General features: G+C 38.8%; 21 protein-coding genes. 14 read left to right on the top strand and 7 right to left on the bottom strand.

Going from position 1 to position 21539, the window contains the following annotated elements; genetic code table 11:
* Nucleotides 1-81: 81 nt before the first annotated feature.
* Nucleotides 82-1104: an ABC transporter substrate-binding protein gene (locus CVT17_RS00585; protein WP_107858388.1), complete on the bottom strand. Its 1023-nt coding sequence runs from the start codon at nucleotides 1102-1104 to the stop codon at nucleotides 82-84.
* A gap of 209 nt (nucleotides 1105-1313) precedes the next feature.
* On the bottom strand, nucleotides 1314-3149 hold the full coding sequence (locus CVT17_RS00590; protein WP_021088977.1) for an aryl-sulfate sulfotransferase: 1836 nt from the start codon (nucleotides 3147-3149) through the stop codon (nucleotides 1314-1316).
* Between the two features lie 277 nt (nucleotides 3150-3426).
* On the opposite strand from CVT17_RS00590, the gene CVT17_RS00595 reads away from it, so the two are divergent.
* The 7 genes from CVT17_RS00595 to CVT17_RS00625 all read left to right on the top strand — a co-directional run bounded on the left by CVT17_RS00595 (nucleotide 3427) and on the right by CVT17_RS00625 (nucleotide 9441).
* Nucleotides 3427-4173, top strand: a complete 747-nt coding sequence (locus tag CVT17_RS00595; RefSeq protein ID WP_107858389.1) for a carboxymuconolactone decarboxylase family protein — start codon at nucleotides 3427-3429, stop codon at nucleotides 4171-4173.
* 115 nt (nucleotides 4174-4288) lie between these two features.
* On the top strand, nucleotides 4289-4945 hold the full coding sequence (locus CVT17_RS00600) for a thiol:disulfide interchange protein DsbA/DsbL (RefSeq protein ID WP_107858390.1): 657 nt from the start codon (nucleotides 4289-4291) through the stop codon (nucleotides 4943-4945).
* 8 nt (nucleotides 4946-4953) lie between these two features.
* On the top strand, nucleotides 4954-5574 hold the full coding sequence (gene dsbI, locus CVT17_RS00605; protein WP_103560186.1) for a protein-disulfide oxidoreductase DsbI: 621 nt from the start codon (nucleotides 4954-4956) through the stop codon (nucleotides 5572-5574).
* 45 nt (nucleotides 5575-5619) lie between these two features.
* Nucleotides 5620-7269 carry a sensor histidine kinase gene (locus tag CVT17_RS00610; RefSeq protein ID WP_107858391.1) on the top strand — a complete coding sequence of 550 codons (1650 nt, stop codon included), beginning with the start codon at nucleotides 5620-5622 and terminating at the stop codon, nucleotides 7267-7269.
* Nucleotide 7270: 1 nt separating this feature from the next.
* Nucleotides 7271-7951 (top strand): response regulator transcription factor, encoded by a 681-nt coding sequence (locus CVT17_RS00615; protein ID WP_021090255.1) that lies wholly within the window; start codon nucleotides 7271-7273, stop codon nucleotides 7949-7951.
* A gap of 90 nt (nucleotides 7952-8041) precedes the next feature.
* Nucleotides 8042-8614 carry a hypothetical protein gene (locus CVT17_RS00620; protein WP_107858392.1) on the top strand — a complete coding sequence of 191 codons (573 nt, stop codon included), beginning with the start codon at nucleotides 8042-8044 and terminating at the stop codon, nucleotides 8612-8614.
* A gap of 92 nt (nucleotides 8615-8706) precedes the next feature.
* Entirely contained in the window at nucleotides 8707-9441 is a 735-nt protein-coding gene (locus tag CVT17_RS00625) for a hydroxymethylpyrimidine/phosphomethylpyrimidine kinase (RefSeq protein WP_107692022.1), read from the top strand.
* 3 nt (nucleotides 9442-9444) lie between these two features.
* Here the strand turns inward: CVT17_RS00625 and CVT17_RS00630 are convergent, their stop codons facing one another.
* The 3 genes from CVT17_RS00630 to purM are packed head-to-tail and all read right to left on the bottom strand — an operon-like array spanning nucleotide 9445 to nucleotide 11109.
* Nucleotides 9445-9867, bottom strand: a complete 423-nt coding sequence (locus tag CVT17_RS00630) for an RDD family protein (RefSeq protein WP_107769924.1) — start codon at nucleotides 9865-9867, stop codon at nucleotides 9445-9447.
* Nucleotide 9868: 1 nt separating this feature from the next.
* Nucleotides 9869-10126 (bottom strand): hypothetical protein, encoded by a 258-nt coding sequence (locus CVT17_RS00635; RefSeq protein WP_107769923.1) that lies wholly within the window; start codon nucleotides 10124-10126, stop codon nucleotides 9869-9871.
* A complete protein-coding gene (gene purM / locus CVT17_RS00640; protein ID WP_107769922.1) occupies nucleotides 10126-11109 on the bottom strand; it encodes a phosphoribosylformylglycinamidine cyclo-ligase in 984 nt (327 codons plus the stop codon). The genes CVT17_RS00635 and purM overlap by 1 nt, the downstream gene beginning before the upstream one ends.
* Before the next feature lie 80 nt (nucleotides 11110-11189).
* Between purM and coaE the strand changes: the two genes are divergently transcribed.
* Both coaE and dapF read left to right on the top strand, forming a co-directional pair.
* The gene (gene coaE, locus CVT17_RS00645; RefSeq protein ID WP_107769921.1) at nucleotides 11190-11786 is read left to right on the top strand and encodes a dephospho-CoA kinase; all 597 of its coding nucleotides are present in this window, start codon (nucleotides 11190-11192) and stop codon (nucleotides 11784-11786) included.
* Between the two features lie 47 nt (nucleotides 11787-11833).
* The gene (dapF, locus tag CVT17_RS00650) at nucleotides 11834-12577 is read left to right on the top strand and encodes a diaminopimelate epimerase (RefSeq protein WP_107769920.1); all 744 of its coding nucleotides are present in this window, start codon (nucleotides 11834-11836) and stop codon (nucleotides 12575-12577) included.
* Between the two features lie 227 nt (nucleotides 12578-12804).
* Here the strand turns inward: dapF and rplT are convergent, their stop codons facing one another.
* Both rplT and rpmI read right to left on the bottom strand, forming a co-directional pair.
* On the bottom strand, nucleotides 12805-13161 hold the full coding sequence (gene rplT / locus CVT17_RS00655; RefSeq protein ID WP_004317321.1) for a 50S ribosomal protein L20: 357 nt from the start codon (nucleotides 13159-13161) through the stop codon (nucleotides 12805-12807).
* A 99-nt stretch (nucleotides 13162-13260) separates the two neighbouring features.
* A complete protein-coding gene (rpmI, locus tag CVT17_RS00660) occupies nucleotides 13261-13452 on the bottom strand; it encodes a 50S ribosomal protein L35 (RefSeq protein ID WP_054195943.1) in 192 nt (63 codons plus the stop codon).
* A gap of 202 nt (nucleotides 13453-13654) precedes the next feature.
* Between rpmI and CVT17_RS00665 the strand changes: the two genes are divergently transcribed.
* The 5 genes from CVT17_RS00665 (at nucleotide 13655) to gmd (ending at nucleotide 21539) form a co-directional block, all read left to right on the top strand.
* Nucleotides 13655-15151 (top strand): C69 family dipeptidase, encoded by a 1497-nt coding sequence (locus CVT17_RS00665; RefSeq protein WP_107858393.1) that lies wholly within the window; start codon nucleotides 13655-13657, stop codon nucleotides 15149-15151.
* A 534-nt stretch (nucleotides 15152-15685) separates the two neighbouring features.
* Entirely contained in the window at nucleotides 15686-17959 is a 2274-nt protein-coding gene (gene metE / locus CVT17_RS00670; RefSeq protein ID WP_107769918.1) for a 5-methyltetrahydropteroyltriglutamate--homocysteine S-methyltransferase, read from the top strand.
* 64 nt (nucleotides 17960-18023) lie between these two features.
* Nucleotides 18024-18911, top strand: a complete 888-nt coding sequence (locus tag CVT17_RS00675; RefSeq protein WP_107769917.1) for a DNA-binding protein — start codon at nucleotides 18024-18026, stop codon at nucleotides 18909-18911.
* Nucleotides 18912-19022: 111 nt separating this feature from the next.
* Nucleotides 19023-20393 carry a mannose-1-phosphate guanylyltransferase/mannose-6-phosphate isomerase gene (locus CVT17_RS00680; RefSeq protein ID WP_107769916.1) on the top strand — a complete coding sequence of 457 codons (1371 nt, stop codon included), beginning with the start codon at nucleotides 19023-19025 and terminating at the stop codon, nucleotides 20391-20393.
* Between the two features lie 3 nt (nucleotides 20394-20396).
* Nucleotides 20397-21539 (top strand): GDP-mannose 4,6-dehydratase, encoded by a 1143-nt coding sequence (gene gmd / locus CVT17_RS00685; protein WP_103582088.1) that lies wholly within the window; start codon nucleotides 20397-20399, stop codon nucleotides 21537-21539.

Genomic DNA, 21539 nt, shown 5'->3' on the forward strand with positions numbered 1-21539 from the left:
AAGTCTGGATGATAAACAAAGGCTGAAAATGGATTAAAATTTGGCGGTAAATGTAGATAAATTTACCGCCGCAAGGATAAATTATTTTCCAGTTGGGTCTAAGCCATTTAAGATGTAATTTACTTCATCATCGCTTAGCTCATAGTGTAAAAATTCTTTATAAAATTTCTTTGTCTCAGCTGCTATATCTATATCTTTAAAAATTTCAGGATGTAATATCTTAGCCGCCCATAAAATTTGCAAAGCCCCCTCGGCGCCGTATCTATCCCAGCTAAAAACGCCGGTAGGATTTACGTAAACTCTTTTATTTTTTACAGCGTTAGTATCTGCGTAGATAGGATTTTCGTATATTTTTTTCAAAATTTCTGGAGCTTTAGCTCTGCCTATGATGATCACATCAGGGTTCATATTTGGTATCTCTTCGGCATTGATTTCAAGCATATTTCCGGCTTTTTGAACCGCATTTTGGCCGCCTGCGACCCTTATCCACTCGTCTATGATCGTATTTGTGCCATCAACTTTGAATAAATTTTTACCATCAGCTATGTGAAGCACTTTTGGTCTATCTGACGCAGCGATCTTATCCGTTTTGCTTAGCACTTTTTTAAGGTTACCGTCAAAATATTCGTTAAATTTCTCCGCGATCTTTGGCGCATCGCCTCCTATGACCTCGGCCATTATAGATACGCTTTTTTTCATATCCGCATGATTGGTAAATGACGGATAAAGCACGGTAAAGCCGTTTTTGGTTAGCTCTTCTTTGTTCTTTTTATCGGCGGCTATGACGACGTCCGGGCTTAGTTTAATCAGCTCTTCTACCTGTAAGTCTTTGCCGTTTACGCCGTTTGGGATGCTTGAAATTCTAGGATAAATGTGCGCAAACCATTTGTTGTTTTTGATTAGATCGGTGGTCGCTACTATCTTGTCCGCGCCGCCTAGCATTAATATGATTTGATTGTTCGCATACCAAAGCGTAGCTATTTTTTCTACTTTTGCGGGAACTTTTACGACGTCGCCAGTGATGTCCTTAACATCTCTAAACTCAGCTGCATTAAGCAAAAGGCTTGCAAACAGCACCACTAAAGCCATGAAAAATTTTTTCATTTTTTCTCCTTGTGTTAAATATATATTTTTATATATAAGTGCTAATGCTATATGTTATCGCCTTAATAAACAATATCCTTACAATATAAATTTCTAATTTAGAATTTTAAAATTTATGAGTGAGTGTGAATTTTTATCTATTATTGATAGATTAAATTTATAGCAAGGACTCCCCTTCTTGCACTGGGCAAAAAGGGAGAAAAGAGAGATTATTTCTCGAAAGCTTTTTGTAAGCTAAATGGAAACGCCTGATAGCCCATCGCATTTGTCATCTTTATCTCGATGCTAGGCTCTTTTGCGCCCCACTCAAACTCATCGATGTGCGGGCTAGGAAGTCCTACTGGGCGGCCTTTTGCGATGTCAAACTGCATGCCAGCAACAGCTGAATAGACCATCACGCTATCAAGGTCATCTTGATACTGCGTAAGGCTAGTAACCGAGCTATACCACTCTTTGCCGCGCTCTTTGCCGTACTCCCAGATCTGCTCAACGGTCTTTTTGTTCTCATCGATCTTATAAACGACCGCACGAGAGTACTTCATGCCAGCGATAGCTGGTTGCTCCATGCCCCTTGTGTCGCCGTTGTCAAAGACACTTAGATAAATTTCGCCCTTTTTAGACTTGCTATCTATCCTAAATGCTGTGTGTTGCGTCCATTGCCAGTCAAAGCCACCTTTGTCGCTCTCGTATCCTGGGCATTTTGAGTACTCATCTTCGCAGACGATCTTATTGCCCTTGCTATCAACTGGCTGAAGGAGTTTATCTTTAAATTTATCGCTCCAGCCCTTGTGAGCGCCCATGATCCATTTTACTTGTTTGTCACGGCCGATTTTTATAACTGCGTCTTGGTGGCGGCTTGAAATGATGATGCTATCATCACTTGGGTCGTAATCCACACTATTTACGTGTGCCCAGTTGCGTCCTGGACCTGCTCCTACGATATCGCCCCATTTATCGTGCGTATCCATAGACTGAAGCTCATCAGAGCTTGCTGTGTGGCCTGCTTTTTTAGCGTCTATGTTTAAGCAAACTGCGCCTTGATCAAGTGTTTTTAGTACGATGTCGCGGTAAGGATCGAGGATTTCATATAGTCTAAAGTCATCAACTACGTTGCCGTCGCGGTCAAGCTCAACGATGACGTCGCGCACTGTTCTTACGTTTTTGCCATCAGCCCTTTTATAGTCGGCATTTGCCACGCGCAAGAAGTAGTGTCCGTTTTGTGCTACGTCCATCGAGTGAGAGAAGTCGTTGTAGCTAGCTGGTAGCTCGCGGTTGAAAATTTCTCTACCCATGATGTCGTATTTTGCGTATCTTTGACCATATCCCCAAGTCATCGCGCCGTCATCATTTTGCTTAAAGCCCATCATTACACCAGCGTGAAATGGCTGTTTTAGGTCGTAAATTTTACTTGGCTCAAGATACCATCTAACCTCGCCTTTTGTATCAAGGATGAAGTTATTTGGGCTGTAGTTCCACTCGATCGCACCGCCAGCTGGGTTGTTCCAAACGACTTTTGTGCCCTTGCCTGTTTTATTTACGAAGTTATTTACATAGTAGAGGCGGTTTGCAAATTTAGCACTCGCTGGCTTAGTAACCTCGATCTTGTCAAATAGTGCGCCCTTTTGATTTGGCGTGCCTGAGCTTTCTAGATAGATAGCTGGGGCGTAAATTTTATAGCTCTCTTTTATGTGTTCAGTCTTGCCTTTGTAGCTCTTGTCGTACTCGACCTCAACGGTGTTTTGATAGTCAGGATACATGCCAAAAACTGGGATGCCGCCATGTGTGCGAAGATGCTTGTCAGCCACTTTGTAGCTTATCACCTGACCGCCTTGCTTTGGCACGATAGTGACCTTAGCGTTGCTTAGTGTGTATCCGCCATTTTTGATGACTGCTGTAAGTGGCGCTGTGTCATAAGGATTTACCACTACTTCGCCGATAGCTCCTGTTATAGCGTAGTCAAGTTTAGCCCCGCTTGGACCGCCTATCGCAAAAGCGCTCGAGCAAAGCACAGAGGCTAGTGCAACACAACTCAAAGTCTTTTTCATAACATCTCCTTTAGATAAATTTTATAAACTCTACTCATAAAGCTTATAAAATTTAGAAAAAGCCTTGGAACGCCCAAGGCTTAAAATAGGTAAAAGGAGTAATAAAAAATATTGCGTCCTTCGTAATTGTAATAAAACCTTATAACATAAAAATCACGATAAACTTTATAATGGCTTAAAATCTAAATTTATATTAAAAATTTTTGCCTTTTTGGACCTTAAGCTGGCATTTACGCTTTAGCACTTATAATCAGCCCCAAACAATGGAGTAAAACTTATGACACTAACTTACAATGCAAAGAAAATTTATGAAATTTGGTTTGAATCAAAAAGTAAGCTTGAAGAGAGCAATGCTAGCTTTTTAGAGGATTATTTAAATTTTTTAGGCGATATTAGTGAAGTGATAAATATTGATGAAAAAACAAGACTTTCAGTTATCATCGCCTCTCTTTGCGTGAGTAAAGGCGCAAAAAGCTCATTTAAAAGCTTCGTTAGGGCCGCTTTAAATGTAGGCATATCAGCAAAAGAGATAAGAGAAATTTTATATCAAGCAGTGCCTTATGCTGGGCTTGGCAAGGTAGAAGATTATATATTTTTAGCTGATGAAATTTTTAATGAGCGCTATATAGAGCCTGAAAATATGCCTAAAAAATCAAGAGAAGGCAGAGGTGAACGAGGCCTTGAGATACAAAGAAAACTTTTCCCAGCGGTTGATAAATTTATCGCATCAATGCCAAATGATCAAAGGCATATAATGGAGTTTTTATCGCAAAACTGCTTTGGTGATTTTTATGCAAGAGATGGGCTTAGTTTAGAGCTTAGAGAGCTTTTGACATTTGTCTATATCACGACTCTTGGCTTTGCAAAGCCACAGCTTTTAGGGCACATTGCTGCAAATTTTGGCATCGGCAACGATAGAGCTAAACTAATAAGCGTTGTTACGACGCTTATACCATTTATAGGCTATCCGAGCGCTTTAAATGCATTATCAGCAATAAATGAGATAAGTTCTAGCAAAAATTAAATTTTTAATCAATGCGATATCTTGGAAATTTCAGCCAAAATTTATTCTAGCGTTAAATTTGCGGTTGAGCTTGGTTGTAGAATAACTCAAAATAAATCATCTAAAGGAGATTATCATGAGTTTTCTATCTAAATTTAGCAAGGCTATCTTTGCTGTTGCGGTGGCTGGAGCGATTAGTGCTAGTGCGTTTAGCGAGGGCGAGGACTATGTCAAGCTTGAAAAGCCACTAAGTGTGGGACAAAATACGCTAGTTAAAATTTTTAGCTATGCTTGCCCATTTTGCTACAAGTACGATAAAAGCGTCACTCCAAAGGTAGTTGAGAAAATTCCTGGACTAAAATACGAGCCATTTCACCTAAAGACAAAGGGCGATTATGGCGAGGTTGCGAGCAAGATCTTTGCCGTGCTTATCGTTATGGACGAGGCAAAAGGAGTGAGCTTATTTGATGAAAATTCGCTATTTAAAAAGGCTAAATTTGCCTACTACAAGGCTTATCACGACAAAAAAGAGCGCTGGAGCGATGGCAAAGATACTGAGGGCTTTTTAAAGACTGGGCTTGATGCAGCTGGCGTTAGCAAAGCAGACTATGAAAAAGAGCTGACTAATCCAAAAGTGACTGAGCTACTTAAAAAGTGGGACGAGAGCTACGATGTGGCTAAAATTCAAGGCGTGCCAGCATTTGTCGTAAATGGCAAATACCTCATCATGACAAAATCAATCAGCTCGCTTGACGGTATGGCAGCACTCATCGAAGAGCTTCTTAAAAAATAAGGCGTCACATGAGCTTTTTTAAAAAAATGGCTAAATTTCAAGACTCACGCATCTCTTGGGCGATCCTAGTCTTTGTAAGCGTCGCGCTTGTCGTTATCGCGCACTCGCTCTTTCAAAACTACGCTTATATGCCGCCTTGCGAGCAGTGCGTCTATATACGTTTTGCCTTTTTATGTATGGCACTTGGCGGCGTGATCGCTATGATAAATCCTAAAAATTTACTATTTGCTCTAATTGGCTACGTCTTTGCTTTTTGGGGAGCGGTACAGGGCATAATGTATAGTGTAAAGCTAGCTAAAATTCACGATGCAGTTCATGGTGATGATCCTTTTGGCGTGCAGGGCTGCTCTACTGAGCCGCACTATCCATTTGGTTTGCCGCTTGAAAAGTGGGCACCTGACTGGTTTATGCCAACAGGGGACTGTGGATATGACAGCCCTATGGTGCCTGATGGCGCGGTACTAAGTGATTTGCAAAAGAGTATAGTTGATCTTTATGCCGACGGCTGGTATCTTGTGCCGTCCTCTAAATTTATGTCGATGGCTGATTGTACGCTGCTCGGATTTGGTGTTTGTTTTGTAGTGCTTGCACTTATGCTCGTTTCAAAGCTTTTATCCTTTTTAAAATGAATTTAGTTAGCCCAAATTTGGGCTAACTTAGGATATACTGCACGCATGGGTATTAATTTAAAATCACAAAATATTAAAATCTACGCCATCATCTTGCTTGCTAGCCTTTTTGTAATACTTCTTGGGCTAAATATTTACAGCAATGCCAAAGAGAAAATCATAGAGCTATCTGATAAAAACAATATAGCAGTTAGCAAAAATATCGTAAATAACTTTCAAATTTGGCTTGATGAGCGTATAAATTCACTCATTCGTGCGTCAAAATTTATACAAAATGCAGGCATCGTAGATGACGATGAAAAGATAGCTGGCTTTATAAAGCTCTTTAAACAAAACGCAAAAGAATTTGATCTAATGCAGCTTTTAAGGGATGATGGAGAAATTTTTGTAGATGGAGAAAAAATTTTAGAAGAAGTTATGCCAAAGAGCGAAAGAACAGGGCTTATCTGGTATGTGGAGACAAAAAATACAAATGCCCCAAGCGTAAATTTCATGCAAAAACATAAAATTTTAAAAGGCTCAACTCTAAATTTATGCATTCCAGTCACAAAACAAGCAAAATTTAAAGCAGCACTTTGTGGCGTCGTGCGTATAGAAAATATCTTTAACAGCATTAAAAATTTTAGCCTTGCGCCAAATTCTTACTCATTTTTGGTGACTCATAGCGGTGAAATTTTAACATCGATACCTGATCTTGCTTTAAAAAAAGAGATCGAGGAGAAATTTAAAGAGTTGTTTTTAAAAGATGAAGACATTACAAGCTTAAAAATAGGACAAAATTTAATCCAAGTAGCTGAGATACCAACGATAAATTGGTTCATAGGAGCTGGCACAAATAACGAAGAGGAAATTTCAGCTTTAACAAAAGAAGCTTTAAAAAATGCTCTAAGCTTGCTCTTTGCCTTCGTTGCGCTCACATTTTTGGCAAATATCCTTCATAATTTTATGTATAACAAGATAAAAAAGATACAAGATGAGTATGAAACCTTGCTAACTCATAGAGCTAAAATGAGTGAGGCGGGCGAGCTAATAAGTGGTATCAATCATCAATTCATTCAGCCAGTAAATTCGCTAAAACTAATGCTAAGCTCTTGCATAATGTTAAAAAAAGAAGGTAAATTAAGCGATGAGGAGCTAATAAATTTACTTGAAAAAGGACAAAGCTCGGTCAAACTTCTTTCAAGTACTATTGAAATTTTTAGGAATTTTTATAAAAGCGCTGAAAATGTGAGCGAATTTGAGGTGCAAACAAGCGTTAAAAACCTAATAACTCTCATGCACACAGAGCTAAGTCGTGCAAATGTTAGTGTAAAATTTAGCGGCTTTAACGAACAAAAAGTTCGTCAGATAGAAAACATAATCCAACAAATTTTGCTAATCCTAATACACAACGCAAAAGACTCACTTGTCGAAAGCTACAAAGATGAGCCACTAAAACGTATCATCGATATAAGATTTAGAAGCTTTGAAGATAAATGCTACATCGGAGTTTATGACAATGGGAATGGCGTAAGCGAGCAAATGAGCGAGAAAATTTTTACTTGGCTAAATACCACCAAAAAGCAAGGAAATGGCATAGGGCTTTATTTTGCTAAAAAGCTAGCACAAGAAAAGCTAAATGGTGATGTAAGGCTCGTAAATAACGAAAAGCCAACGGTGTTTGAGCTAAGTTTTGATATAAATTTAAAGGACTAAAATGCAAGAAGTCTTAGAAATTTTAAAAAAGACGTCCGTCTTGGTAGTTGAAGATGATGATATGGCAAGAGAGCTTATTATTAGCGGGCTTAAGCCTTATTGCGAGCAGGTAATCGGTGCTTGCAATGGACAAGATGGCGTGGAGAAATTTAAAAAGCAAGGCTTTGATATTGTGATGAGCGATATTCACATGCCAGTGCTTAATGGCTTTGAGATGATGAATGAGATGAAGCGTACAAAACCGCACCAAAAATTTATCGTCTTTACCTCTTATGATAGTGATGAAAATTTGATAAAAAGCATGGAGGAAGGGGCGATGCTTTTTTTAAAAAAGCCTATTGATATGAAGGATCTTAGAGCAATGCTTATTAGTTTAAGTTTTGAACGAGATGAAAAGCTAGTTTATTTAAGTGATGAGGTGAGTATAAATTTAAAAAGAGAGAAAATTTATAAAAACGGCATTGAAATTTATCTTAGCTTTTTGCAAAATAAGATATTTTGGCTCTTTGCTTATAATCTAAATAAGCTAGTTACTTATGAGATGATAGAAGAATTTGTCTATGAGAGCGATGTTAGCAAGGCGGCTATCCAAAATGTGATACTTCGTCTAAAGCGTGAGCTTGGTGTGAAATTTAAAAATATCAGTGAGAGTGGATATATTTTAATCACAAAATCTGAATGATTTAGAATTATCGCTACCTTGTACCATAGTACAATATACAAAAGTAATTAAATATACTAAAATACCGACAAATAAAAATAAGGAATAAAGATGGCAGCAGTAGCTGGTATAGTTAAAAGTGTTTCATCTGATGTTGTAGCGATAGACCAAAATGATCATGTAAGAGTTTTAGACGTAAATGATAAAGTATATATCGGAGAGGCTATAAAGGGCGAGAGCGAAAGTGCAAGCATTACAATCACTGCAAATGATGGACAAGATATATCAATAAACGGATACGATACTCTTTGGCTAGATAGTAGCGTAGTAAGCGATGATATTGGTGAGTCTAGTATAGATACTGACGCATTGTTTAAAGCACTTCTTGGCAATGATTATGTATCTATTTTAGATCATATAAATGAAAAGGTAGATGATATTCTTAGCGCAACCAATTTAGAGCAAGAAGAGCCAAATGATGAGGCTAGCGTAAATATTAGTTTTAATGAAATAGATCCAAATTTAATAAATGAGCATGGATTAAGAGAAGATGATCTTTTAGCTAAAATGAATGAACATAAAGAGAGCGATAAGCAGATGATAGATCCTAGCTTTGAGCATACAAATCTTAATGCAACTACGATATATATAGATATCGATAACGACTTAAATAAACTTTCATAAATTTGAGCTTTTTGCTCAAATTTCTTCTGTTTTAAAAAACTCAAATTTATCTAATATCCTCTATAATAAGCCAAAAATTTCAAAGGAAAACGATGAAAAAAATTCTAATCATCGCAGGCTCTTGTAATAGCGGCACAGCTGGGCTTCAAGCAGATATAAAAACATGTGCTAGGCTTAATTGTTATAGTGCAACAGCGGTAACTTCTTTGGTCGCTGAGACTACGGATGCTGTAAAGAGTGTAGTTTGCTTAGAGCCTAGTTTTGTCAAAGATCAGCTAAATACGCTTGCGGAAGAATTTAGCTTTGATGCGATAAAAATTGGCATGCTATTTAGTGAAGAGATCATGGAGGTGGTGCGTGAGTTTTTACTAGCTCAAAATACCAAAGTAGTGCTTGATCCAGTTTGCGTCTCAAAAAGCGGACACAAGCTTATAAAAGATAGTGCGGTGACAAAGCTAAAAGAGCTAATGAGCTTAGCTACGGTAACTACTCCAAATTTAGATGAGGCAAATGTGCTTTTTGGTGATGATTATAAAGATTTGCCTTGTGATGTCATCGTAAAAAAACATATAAGCGAAGATAGCAGTATAGACACACTTTATAAAAAAGATGGTTCGCTAAGAAATTTTAAGACCCCACTTGTTAATCCGCTTGTAATGAGTGGAACTGGTTGTAGCTTCTCAACTGCACTTGCTTGCTTTTTAGCAAAGGGCAAGAGCTTAGAGGAGTCTATACAACTTTCAAAAGAGTATATTTGCTCTATCATAAAAGAGAGCATTGATACAAAGCTTGGCAAAAACCGTCTACTTTGGCATGGAGCGAAGTAAAATTTATCCCTCTGATCTTTGCACGGCAGCTGAGTGAGTGATGATGTCGTGCAGATTTAGTTTGTCTTTTCTAAAGAAACAAAGGCAAAGTCCAAGTATGCTAAAGCCAGCAAAGGCAAAGCAAATTTGGCGCAAGATGGTGTGAGAAAAGCTTAGTTTTCTACCGGTTTTTAGGTTTATTAGATAAATTTCTTGTGCTTTGTAGCCCGGAGTTTGTGCTTTTATGCTAAAAAAAAGGCACATTATAAGCGAGATCAGGCTATTTGCACCAAAAATGGCAATTTGGTTATGCAAAAATGCCTCTTTGCCATCAAGCACAAGATATGTTGTCGCATAAAATATTGGCATACCGATGATAAAAAGATCGATGATAAATGCCTTTACCCTAGCCCAAATAGGTGCGATTTTTGCCTTTTGTTTTGCCAAGTCAATTTCCTGTATTTATGAAGATACGGCTAAATTTCTCCCAGTCATATAGATAGACTAGGTTGTCGCTCTCGCCGCTATCATGTGTAACGCAAAGCATAGTAGAGGCACGTGAGACCTTACGCCAGTGATTATAGAGATCAAGTTTTTTGATATCACTTTCTAGTACACCAAAACAGCCTATATATTCATAAATGCTAAGATCAAAAAAGCTCTTATTTTCGGTTCTTAGCAAGCGTTTTTTGCTATTTTCTTGCATTAAACTAGCTCTACACCTTTGCCATTTACTACTTCGCCTATCACGTAGCCATCGCTGCTAGCTAGGACAGCATTGACATTTTCTTTAGGCACAACTAATATCATGCCAACGCCCATGTTAAATGTCCTCATCATCTCGCTATCTTCTACTTTTTGAGCGACGACTTTAAAAATTTCAGGCGTTTTTATAGCACTTTTTTGTACTTTTGCACCAAGCTCAGCAGGAAAGACGCGAGGCAAGTTCTCAACTATACCACCACCGGTGATGTGAGCCATTGCCGTAATCTTATCTTTTAATCTTAAAAAGTCGCTCACATAAATTCTTGTTGGCTCAAGAAGCACGTCGATGAGCTTTTTATCGCCTACTTTTTCATCAAATTTTAGTCCAAGCTCGCTTACCACTTTTCTTGCAAGAGAGAAGCCATTTGAGTGCAGGCCACTGCTAGGAAGCGCGACTAAAACGTCACCAGATTTTACAAATTTGCTCCTATCGATCTCATCAGCCTCAGCGATACCAACGGCGAATCCAGCAAGATCGAAGTCGCCTTTTTCATACATCGATGGCATCTCCGCTGTCTCGCCGCCGATAAGTGCGCATTGCGCCTTTTTGCAGCCATTTGCGATGCTTTTTACCACCTCTTTGGCACTCTCTATCTCAAGCTTTGCAGTCGCGTAGTAATCAAGGAAAAAGAGTGGTGTGGCGAAGTTGCAGATGAGATCATTTACGCACATTGCGACTAGATCCTCGCCCACGCCGTCAAATTTCTTAGCGTCGATAGCTAGGCGAAGCTTTGTGCCAACGCCATCAGTCGCACCTAAAATGGCAGGATTTTTATATCCACTTGGTAGTCTGACCGCTCCTGAAAATGACCCAATGCCGCCTATAACGTTTGGTGTTTGCGTAGATTTTACGAAAGGCTTTATCGCCTCAACAAAGCTATTTCCAGCATCTATATCCACTCCAGCATCTTTATAGCTTATCATCTTTGCCCTTTTTTGTAATTTTTTAAAACTTTAGCCAAAAGTTGCTAAAATTGTCATCAATTTTCAAAAATGGAGCGAGTTTGCAGAAATTTCCAAACGCTTATGTCATTACAGGCTCTATTGCTAGCGGTAAAAGCACGGCTATAAATTTGCTAAAAGAACGAGGCTTTAGCGTGATTGATGCGGACATAATCGCTCATGAGCAGCTTGAAATTTGTAAATGTGAGATAGCGAGAGTTTTTAAAGAGCAAATTTTAGACGAAGTTGGCAAGATCAATCGGCAAAAACTTGGTGCCATTGTTTTTAATGATCCAAAAAAATTAAAAATTTTAGAGCAAATTTTGCATCCAAAGATAAAGGAAGAAATTCTATCTCGCGCTACGAAGCTTGAGTGCTTGGGGCAGGTTTATTTTGTCGATATCCCTTTGTTTTTTGAAAAAGAGGATCGCTACGATGAGTTTAAAAATGTAGCCGTGATCTACGCGCCAAAAGAGCTTTTGCTAAGCCGCCTAATGAGCCGAAACGGTCTAAAATTAGAAGAAGCAAAAGTAAGAGTGGAGCTTCAGATGGATATCGAGCAAAAGCGAAAAAAAGCAAATTTTATCATAGATAATAGTGGTGATAAAGAAAATTTAGAGCAAGAACTAGAGAAATTTCTAAGGCAAATTTGTGGCTGAGTTTATATAAATTTGGCAAAAAGTAGAGCAATTTTAAAGGAAAAATAATGCAAGTGTCAAAGTACAACGCTAGTGGCAATGATTTTGTCATATTTCATACATTTTTGAGCAAAGATAGAAGCGAGCTAGCAAGGCAAATTTGCAGCAGAACGAACGGTGTGGGAGCTGATGGGCTCATCGTGCTTTTGCCTTACGAAAAGGGCGTGAAATGGGAGTTTTACAACAGCGACGGAAGCTACGCGGCGATGTGTGGCAACGGCTCGAGAGCGGCTGCTAGATATGCTTATCTAAACAGCCTTGTTAGTTCAAGCGAATTTGCTCTGCTAACTGGTAGCGGCGAGGTGATGGCAAGCGTAAAATATGAGTGCGTCGAGGTCGTGCTAACAAGTCCAAAAATTTTAAGCGAACCGCTAAATGAAAACGGCAAAACTTGGTATTTTTACGATACTGGCGTGCCTCACCTTGTAAATTTCACACAAAATTTAGATGAATTTGACGTCAAAGAGTGCAGAGCACTTCGTCAAAAATACAATGCAAATGTAAATTTGGCCAAATTTGATGGCGGAGTTTTAAAGGTGAGAACCTACGAAAGGGGCGTAGAGGACGAGACGCTAGCTTGTGGCACTGGCATGGCGGCTTGCTTTTACGGCGCTACATTAAATTTAAACGTAGCGCAATGCCTAAAAGTCTATCCAAAAAGTGGCGAGGAGCTTGGACTTAGACTAGAAAGCGGCAAAATTTTATTTAGTGGAGCGGTGAAACACTGCTTTGATACGAGTATTGAAATTTAGCTATTTAGAGCGAGTTTTATACTTACTCTTGGCTAGTAATGGTAAGCAAATTTTTCAAATTTATATTACTAAATTTGAACCTAGCTGATGAATTAAAATTTTATAGTGGTATTAATTTAAAATTTGAATACAAAATAACTAAGTTAAAAACTCGAAAAATAAATTTTAATAAAAATTTGATAGTAATTTAAAAAAAAGAAGATCTCCGCCGAAGCGGAGAAAAGGTGTTATTTCAAAGCATCTTTTGCTTGTTTTGCAAGTGCCGCAAATGCCTTCGCGTCATTCATAGCTAGATCAGCTAAAATTTTTCTATCAAGTTCGATCTTAGCTTTGTTTAAGCCGTTGATAAATCTTGAATAGCTAATGTCGTTTAGTCTGCAAGCTGCATTGATACGAACGATCCATAAACGTCTGAAATCACGTTTTTTCTGGCGTCTGTCGCGGTATGCATAAACTAAACTTCTCTCTAGTTGCTCTTTAGCTTTTCTAAAGTGTTTATGTCTAGCACTGAAAAAGCCACGTGCTAGCTTTAAAACTTTCTTATGGCGTCTTCTTCTAACTACGCCTGTTTTTACTCTTGCCATATTTATCCTTTTACAAATTGGCGCTCACGAAGTGAGTCTTGCCCCTAAATTTGGGGGAGTTTGAATGACTTTTTGTCAAAAACTTAAAACTACGCTGCTTTATACGCCGAGCATTTTGCGAACGGCTGAGACGTTTGTGCTATCCACATAGTGTGGGCCACGAAGGTCTCTCATGCGCTTACTAGGTTTTTTTGTTAAGATATGGCTTCTAAAAGCAGAGCCTCTTTTTATCTTATTTTTACCTACTTTAAAGCGCTTAGCAGCACCGCGAACGGTTTTCATCTTTGGCATGCTAATCCTTTTTGAAATTTTATACGCAATCGCGTAAGTTTTGGATTATAGCGAAAAATCCTTTAGAAAATTTAAATTTCACTTAGACAAAATTTGCAATAAATTTACATTTAACTTAAAAGAATTTTAAAATTTATAATTAAATTATTAAAAATTGCATATAATCACATGAAGAAATTTTATTTCACTAAAGGAGTAAAGAATGAAAGGCAAAATTCTTGCATCAATTGTTGCTATGAGTGCGATTTTAGGCACAAGTAGCTTGGCATGCACTACCATTTTAGTAGGAGATAAAGCTTCAAACGACGGCTCCATGCTGGTTGCCAGGAGTGCAGATAGTAAGGCTGTAAAGGCACAAGTCTTTTTGATCCATCCGGCCACAAAAAATCAAACTGGCATGCACAGCTCAAAGGCACATGATGGCGCAAATGACTTTACATATCCGCTTCCAAAAGATGGTATGAGATACACAACCATCGCAAACTCTCACACAAAACTTCACGGAGCGGTCGGCTACAATGAAGCTGGCGTTGGACTAAGCGGCACTGAGACCATCTACGCAAAAGACGAGCTTTTAAAGATCGACCCATATAACGAAGAGAGTGGCATCACAGAAGATGACATCCCAGACGTGCTTTTGCCACGTATGAAGAGTGCAAAAGATGGCGTTAAGCTTCTTGGTGAGATAGTGGAGACAAAAGGCGCTGGCGAGGGCTTTGGCGTGGTATTTATCGATGCAAACGAGCTTTGGTACTTTGAAACAGGCACAGGTCACAAGTGGATCGCTACAAAGATCGCTCCAGATGAGTATTTCGTCACTGCAAACCAAGGCAGACTTCACGCTTACAAAGAGAATGATCCAAATTTCATGGGAGCAAAAGATGTCATCAAATTTGCGATCGATAACAAGACTTATGACCCTGCAAAAGACGGAGAATTTAACTTTACAAAAGCCTATACAAGGGACGATGAGAGAGATGTGACTTACAACTACCCACGTGTTTGCTGGGTGCAAAGCATGTTTAACCCAAGCCTAAAACAAGACTTCGCCGATGGTCAGAAATTTCCAGTATTTTTAAAACCAGAGAAAAAACTAAGTGTTGAAGATCTAAAAGCTGCGATGAGAGCCCACTACAACGGCACCCCGTTTGATAACTACGCTAGCAAAGACGAAGATAAGAAAAACGTATACCGTGCTATAAGTGTCTTTAGAACATACGAGTCTCACGTCATGCAGGTGCGCCCATGGCTACCAAAAGAGATCGGCCGTGTGACCTACGTCGCTCTTGGCATGGCTGATCTTAGCGTTTATTTGCCGTATTACGAGGGGCTTGATGGCTTTATAAAAGGCTACTCTGATGGCTCATACGACGCTGATGATACTTCGATTTACTGGGTTTATAGAAAGCTTCAAACCCTTGTTATGACTGACTATGAGAAGTATTCGCCAGTGGTTAAAGAGGCCTACGCTAAATTTGAAAAAGAGTTGGCTGTAAAACAGGCTAAATTTGAAGATGAGTATGTCAAACTTTATAAAAAAGATAAGAAAAAAGCGGACAAACTCCTAAATGAATTTAGCAAAAAAACAATGCAAGAGGCCAAGGATTTAACTCAGGAGCTTACAAATAAGGTCTTTACTATGCTTACGGCTGATATGGACGCTAAGCTAAAATCTTTAAATAAAGGCAAAAAAGATTAAAAACTCTGGGCGTGAAATTTAGTAGCGCCCAAATTTAAACAAAAATTTGGCAAAGAGCGTTTATAATGCGGCAAAAATTCACTACAAAGGAAAAACGCTGATGCCTTGTCCCATGCATAAAGCTCGTTAATCTCGGCAAAAAACATATCAGCGATTTTCAAAAAACACGCAAATTTTTAAACAATTTCACATTTTTTTACATTGAAATAAATCCATTTTTGCTAGCAGGTCCGTTGCATTGTAACTGCATTTTTAATAGCAAAGCTAAGCAGTGTTTGAAATTTGGCAAGGATCTTTTTAGCAGGGTTTTTTATAAATTTTACTTTAGTCTAAGAAGAAGCGGGTGTCATCCACCTCGTTTTGGGTAAGCCAGACTTGTGCGCAGCGCAACAACATCGAATGTGCTGGGGTTTTGGGTTGTAGGGATAAGGGGGCAGTTTCGTAATTCTAACCCTTTGTACCTGCATAAAAATATTCAAAGTTGCTGTGCTTTGCACAGATTTAATTTAAAATAGAAATTTAAAAAGGATAAAAATGATAAAAAGTTATGTTTTAGGTTTTCCAAGAATCGGAGAAAAAAGAGAGTTAAAGCGTGCGTTAGAGGGCTTTTGGGCTGGTAAAGAGGGCTTTAGTGAAGAGAATTTGCAAGAGACTGCAAAGACGCTTCGCCAAAGACACTGGAAATATCAACAAGACGCTGGCATTTCGGCCATTAGCGTTAATGATTTTTCATTTTACGACCTAATGCTCGATAACATCATCGCTTTTGGCGCTACGCCTCCAAGATTTGCAAATTTAAGCGGCTTGGAGCAATATTTTGCTTGCTCAAGAGGCAACAAAAGTGGCGTTGCTATGGAGATGACAAAGTGGTTTAACACAAACTACCACTACATCGTGCCAGAGCTTAGTAGCGAGAGTAAATTCAGCCTAAAAGCGGACAAAATTTTAAATGAATACAAAGAGGCGAAGGCTAACGGCGTAAAAGGCAAGGTAAATTTGATCGGCCCTATCACATTCTTGGCTCTTTCAAAGACGACTGATGGCAGCTGCCCATTTAAGCACCTTGACGCGCTTGTAGGCGAGTATAAAAAGCTACTTGAGCAAATTTCTAAGCTTGATGATGAAATTTTAGTGCAGTTTGACGAGCCGATCTTTGTAACTGACAAAAATGAAAGCGACCTTTTGCCACTTATCACAAAGGTTTATAACGAGCTAACAGGCGTTGCAAACAACATCAAGATCGTGTTTGCGACATATTTTGAGCATGCTATAAAGGCAGTTAGCGAAGTGGCTAAAACTAAAATTTATGGCATCGCGCTTGACTTCATCCACGGCAAGAGAAATTTCGAAGCACTTGAGACTATCAAAAATAGCCATTTGACGCTATTTGCTGGCGTGATCGATGGCAGAAATATCTGGAAAAGCAACATCGACGAGAAAGTAAAACTTGTAGGTGAAATTTCAGAGAAAATAGGCGGCAAAGACTTTTACATCGGCACTTCATGCTCACTTCTTCACGTGCCATACACTCTAAAATATGAAGAAAATTTAAACCCAGAGATTAAAAGCTGGCTAAGCTTCGCGGTTGAGAAGCTTGATGAGATCAAGATCATCACAAAACTAGCAAATGGCGAGAAGCTAAATGATGCTGAGGCAAAAATTTATGAAGAAAATAAAAATGCCGTTAAAACTCGCGCCACTTCAAAGCTCATCCACTCTGAAAGTGTTCAAAACCGCATTAAAAATTTAAGCAAATTTGAGCGTGATGAGAAATTTGAAGATCGCATCAAAATTCAACGCGAAACACTAAAATACGGTATCTTACCAACAACAACGATAGGCAGCTTCCCTCAAACGGTTGATCTTCGCGTACTTCGCCAAAATTTTAAAAAAGGCGAGATCGACGCAGCCGCTTATGAAGCTGGCATCAAAAAATACATCGATCACTGCGTGAAATTCCAAGAAGATATCGGCCTAGACGTGCTAGTACATGGCGAGCCAGAGAGAAACGACATGGTTGAGTACTTTGGTGAGCAGATCAGTGGATACGCATTTAGCCAAAATGGCTGGGTACAAAGCTACGGCAGCCGCTGCGTCAAGCCACCACTTCTCTTTGGTGACGTAAGCCGCCCAGAGCCGATGACTGTTAAGTGGATGAAATACGCTCAAAGCATCACAAAACACGTAATGAAGGGCATGCTAACAGGTCCTGTGACTATGCTAAACTGGAGCTTTGTGCGTGATGATCTGCCAAGAAGCGAGGTAGCAAAACAGCTCGCACTTTGTATCTATGACGAGATCGCAGACCTTCAAAACGCAGGCATCAGAGTGATCCAAGTCGATGAGGCAGCGTTTAAAGAGGGCTATCCGCTAAGAGCTGAAAATATCCCAGCTTATGAGAAATTTGCGGTTGATTGCTTCAAGCTTTCAGTAAGCTCGGCTGAAGCAAAAACTCAGATCCACACGCATATGTGCTACTCTGAATTTAATGATATCATCAAGACCATTGAGGCAATGGACGCTGATGTTATCAGTATCGAAACTGCAAGAAGTGGCAACGAACTACTTAAAATTTTCAAAGCCGTTGGCTACAAACAAGAGGTCGGACCTGGCGTTTACGACATCCACAGCCCGCGCGTGCCAAGTGTCGAGGAGATCGTCGCTCAGATCAAAGCTCTGCTTGAAGTCTTGCCAAAAGAGCAGCTCTGGATCAACCCAGACTGCGGCCTAAAAACTAGAAAATGGGAAGAGGTCGAGCCAAGCCTAAAAAATATGGTCGAAGCTGTCAAGATCGTAAGAGGTCTATAATGCAAATTTAGCGTCTAGCAAGCCTAGGCGCTAAACTCCGTTTAAATTTCAAAAAAGTTAGAAAATGTTAAAAGATAAGATCATAAACAATGAAAGTGGCATAGTGCTTTATGGCTTAACGCCTCCAAAGGCTGAATTTGACGAGGTGAAGCTTAAAGAGATCGCTGTAAAATGGGACAAGAGGATTACAGATGTGCAGGCTGATGGCTTGGTGCTTTACGAGATCCAAGATGAAAGTAGCCGCATAAAAAGCGAGCGAACTTTTGAATTTAGCGATACATTAAGCCCTGAAATTTACTACTCAAAATACCTAAATTTAAAGACACCAAGCATCTTTTATAGGGTCGCGAACAAATATAATGAGAGTGAATTTAGAGCAAATTTAGCCAAAAGTAGTAGCGATATAAATGTCTTTGTTGGCGTTGCTTCTGGCAAGGTAGAGCCTAAAATGAGCCTAGAGCGTGCTTATGAGATCGCTAGAGATGAGTTTAAAGAGCTTGTAGTGGGCGGTGTTTGCATAGCTGAGAGGCATGCTAAAAAGGGCGATGAAGAGCAAAGGATGAATCAAAAGGCCAAAATGGGAGCAAAATTTTTCATCTCGCAGGCGGTTTTTGATATAAATTTGGCTAAAAATTTACTAACAAGCGTGGCAAGAAGTGGGTTAAATTTGCCTATTATTTTGACATTTACCACTTGTGGCACGCCAAAAACGCTAGAGTTTATCAAGTGGCTTGGAATAAGCGTTGATGAAAAGAGCGAGAAAAGGATGCTTGAGAGTGATGATTTTTTAGCCACGGCATCGCAAATTTGCCTTGAAAATTTTGCAGAGCTTTATGAATTTGCTAAAAAGCTTGGCATAAATATCGGTGCCAATGTTGAAAGTGTAATGGCAAAAAGAGCTGAGATAGAAGCGAGCTTGGAGCTAACGCATAAGATGAGAGAGGTGTTTTGATAGTTTAAAAGCTATCAAAACTTATATTTTAGATGATTTTAGTAAGTTCTTAGTCTTTTTTAGCTTTAATTATATAAGATTTTTAAGCTCATTTTAAAGTAGATAAAATTTATGACAAATATATTATTATGTGGTGGTTCTGGTACGAGGTTGTGGCCTATTAGCAGGACTTTAATGCCAAAACAATTTATTAAATTATTTGACGATAGGTCACTTTTTCAGCTAACTGCACTACGAAATAGTGAAATTTGTGACAATACATTTGTGATTACAAATATCGATCACTACTACTTGGCGATGGATCAGATAGAAAATTTAAATATTACAAATTTTAAATATCTGCTCGAGCCAGTTGGTAGAAATACTGCACCAGCGATCACACTAGCTTGCCTTGCACTTGATCCAAATGAGATTGTTTTAGTAGCGCCATCGGATCATTTGATAAAGGACATTAAAGCATACCTCACAAGCGTAAAAGCTGCAAAAGAGCTGGCAGAGCAAAATTTCTTAGTTACTTTTGGCATAAAGCCAAGGTCACCTGAGACGGGATTTGGATATATAGAGAGCTATAATGGTGATGTAAAGGCTTTTTATGAAAAGCCAGACTATGAAAGAGCGGTGAAATTTCTAAAAGATCAAAATTTCTACTGGAATTCAGGTATGTTTGTCTTTAAGGCAGGCGTTTTCTTGGATCAGATGAAAATTTTTGCTCCTGAGATATTTGAAGCATGCAAAGTAGCTTTTGACAACGCAAAAAAAGATGAATTTGATATTAAAATAGACACTACCGATATGCAAAATATCCCACAAGATAGCATAGATTATGCTGTGATGGAAAAGTCAGATATCGTAAAAATGGTAGCTTTAGATGCATCTTGGAGTGATCTTGGAAGTTTTGATAGTTTGGATGAGCAGCTACAAAAAGATATCAATGGTAATACAATAAATAGCGATCTTTTGCAGATAAATTCTCACAACAATCTAGTTTTATCTAGTGGCAAAAAAATAGCCTTAATAGATGTCGATGATCTAACTGTTGTTGATACAAAAGATGCTCTTTTAATATCTAAAAAATCATCTAGCCAAAAAGTAAAAAATGTGGTGGAAATTTTAAAAGAGGAGGGCTCTGAGCTTTGTAATGCCCATGTTACGACAAATAGGCCTTGGGGAAACTATACTGTCCTTGAAAATCAAGATGGTTATAAGATAAAGATAATAGAGGTAAAACCTGGCAAAAGACTATCTTTGCAAAAGCATTTTCATAGAAATGAGCATTGGATAGTGCTATCAGGAAGTGCCACTGTGACGATCGGTGAGACAACTAGACTCGTTTGTCCTAATGAGTCTATCTATATAAAAATGGGTGAAGTTCATAGACTATCTAATGAAGGAAAAATTCCTGTGGTTTTAATAGAAGCTCAGGTCGGTGAATATACAGGTGAAGATGATATAATTCGCCTAGATGATGATTTTAAAAGGTGATTTATGGATAAAAAAGTAGCATTAATAACTGGTATAACTGGTCAAGATGGATCGTATTTAGCGGAATTTTTACTAAAAAAGGGCTATGTAGTCCATGGTGTAAAAAGGCGAACGAGTCTTTTTAATACAGATAGGATAGATCATCTTTACCAAGATCCACACGTTGATAATAGAAATTTTTTCTTACATTATGGTGATATGACGGACTCTATGAATTTAACAAGGATCATCCAAGAAGTACAGCCGGATGAAATTTATAACCTAGCTGCCATGAGCCACGTGCATGTAAGCTTTGAAACTCCAGAATATGTCGCAAATGCTGATGGCACAGGCACTCTTAGACTACTTGAAGCTATAAGGATACTAGGGCTTGAGAAAAAAACTAAAATTTATCAGGCATCTACCTCTGAGCTCTACGGAAAAGTACAAGAGACACCGCAAAGTGAGACTACACCATTTTATCCAAGAAGCCCTTATGCAGTCGCAAAGATGTATGCATACTGGATAACGGTTAATTATAGAGAGGCTTATGGTATTTTTGCTTGTAATGGCATATTATTTAATCACGAATCACCAGTTAGAGGTGAGACATTTGTAACTAGAAAGATCACAAGGGCAGCTAGTAAGATAGCGCTTGGGCTTCAAGACAAGCTTTACCTTGGAAATTTAGACGCCAAAAGAGACTGGGGTCATGCAAAAGATTATGTAAAGATGATGTGGATGATACTACAAGCCCCAGAGCCAGAAGACTGGGTGATAGCAACTGGACAAACAACAGCAGTTAGAGATTTTGTAAAATTTGCATTTGCTTATGCTGGCATAAATTTGAGATTTGAAGGGGTTGGCGTAGATGAGGTAGGAGTCGTTGACTCACTAAATTTTGAAAAAGCAAAAGAATTAAATTTAGATATATCACATTTAAGTATCGGACAAACTGTGGTTTGCGTAGATCCAAGATATTTTAGACCAACGGAGGTTGATTTGCTACTTGGAGATCCGAGTAAAGCAGAGAAAAAACTAGGCTGGAAGAGGGAATTTAATCTTCAAGATCTAGTAAATGATATGATGAAATCGGACTTAAAGCTCATGACAAAAGATGTCTATCTAAAAGATGGCGGATATGAGATAATGAGCTATTTTGAGTAA

The organism is Campylobacter concisus (assembly GCF_003048775.2).
Classification (GTDB): Bacteria; Campylobacterota; Campylobacteria; order Campylobacterales; family Campylobacteraceae; genus Campylobacter_A; species Campylobacter_A concisus_I.

Excerpts from the sequence above, each read along its gene's own strand:
- gmd (WP_103582088.1), top strand. The coding sequence starts at position 20,397 with ATGGATAAAAAAGTAGCATTAATAACTGGTATAACTGGTCAAGATGGA.
- CVT17_RS00590 (WP_021088977.1), bottom strand. The coding sequence starts at position 3,149 with ATGAAAAAGACTTTGAGTTGTGTTGCACTAGCCTCTGTGCTTTGCTCG.
- CVT17_RS00615 (WP_021090255.1), top strand. The coding sequence starts at position 7,271 with ATGCAAGAAGTCTTAGAAATTTTAAAAAAGACGTCCGTCTTGGTAGTT.
- rpmI (WP_054195943.1), bottom strand. The coding sequence starts at position 13,452 with ATGCCAAAGATGAAAACCGTTCGCGGTGCTGCTAAGCGCTTTAAAGTA.
- metE (WP_107769918.1), top strand. The coding sequence starts at position 15,686 with ATGATAAAAAGTTATGTTTTAGGTTTTCCAAGAATCGGAGAAAAAAGA.
- CVT17_RS00635 (WP_107769923.1), bottom strand. The coding sequence starts at position 10,126 with ATGCAAGAAAATAGCAAAAAACGCTTGCTAAGAACCGAAAATAAGAGC.
- dapF (WP_107769920.1), top strand. The coding sequence starts at position 11,834 with ATGCAAGTGTCAAAGTACAACGCTAGTGGCAATGATTTTGTCATATTT.
- CVT17_RS00665 (WP_107858393.1), top strand. The coding sequence starts at position 13,655 with ATGAAAGGCAAAATTCTTGCATCAATTGTTGCTATGAGTGCGATTTTA.
- dsbI (WP_103560186.1), top strand. The coding sequence starts at position 4,954 with ATGAGCTTTTTTAAAAAAATGGCTAAATTTCAAGACTCACGCATCTCT.
- purM (WP_107769922.1), bottom strand. The coding sequence starts at position 11,109 with ATGATAAGCTATAAAGATGCTGGAGTGGATATAGATGCTGGAAATAGC.
- CVT17_RS00585 (WP_107858388.1), bottom strand. The coding sequence starts at position 1,104 with ATGAAAAAATTTTTCATGGCTTTAGTGGTGCTGTTTGCAAGCCTTTTG.
- CVT17_RS00625 (WP_107692022.1), top strand. The coding sequence starts at position 8,707 with ATGAAAAAAATTCTAATCATCGCAGGCTCTTGTAATAGCGGCACAGCT.
- CVT17_RS00595 (WP_107858389.1), top strand. The coding sequence starts at position 3,427 with ATGACACTAACTTACAATGCAAAGAAAATTTATGAAATTTGGTTTGAA.
- CVT17_RS00620 (WP_107858392.1), top strand. The coding sequence starts at position 8,042 with ATGGCAGCAGTAGCTGGTATAGTTAAAAGTGTTTCATCTGATGTTGTA.
- rplT (WP_004317321.1), bottom strand. The coding sequence starts at position 13,161 with ATGGCAAGAGTAAAAACAGGCGTAGTTAGAAGAAGACGCCATAAGAAA.
- CVT17_RS00600 (WP_107858390.1), top strand. The coding sequence starts at position 4,289 with ATGAGTTTTCTATCTAAATTTAGCAAGGCTATCTTTGCTGTTGCGGTG.
- CVT17_RS00680 (WP_107769916.1), top strand. The coding sequence starts at position 19,023 with ATGACAAATATATTATTATGTGGTGGTTCTGGTACGAGGTTGTGGCCT.
- CVT17_RS00610 (WP_107858391.1), top strand. The coding sequence starts at position 5,620 with ATGGGTATTAATTTAAAATCACAAAATATTAAAATCTACGCCATCATC.
- CVT17_RS00675 (WP_107769917.1), top strand. The coding sequence starts at position 18,024 with ATGTTAAAAGATAAGATCATAAACAATGAAAGTGGCATAGTGCTTTAT.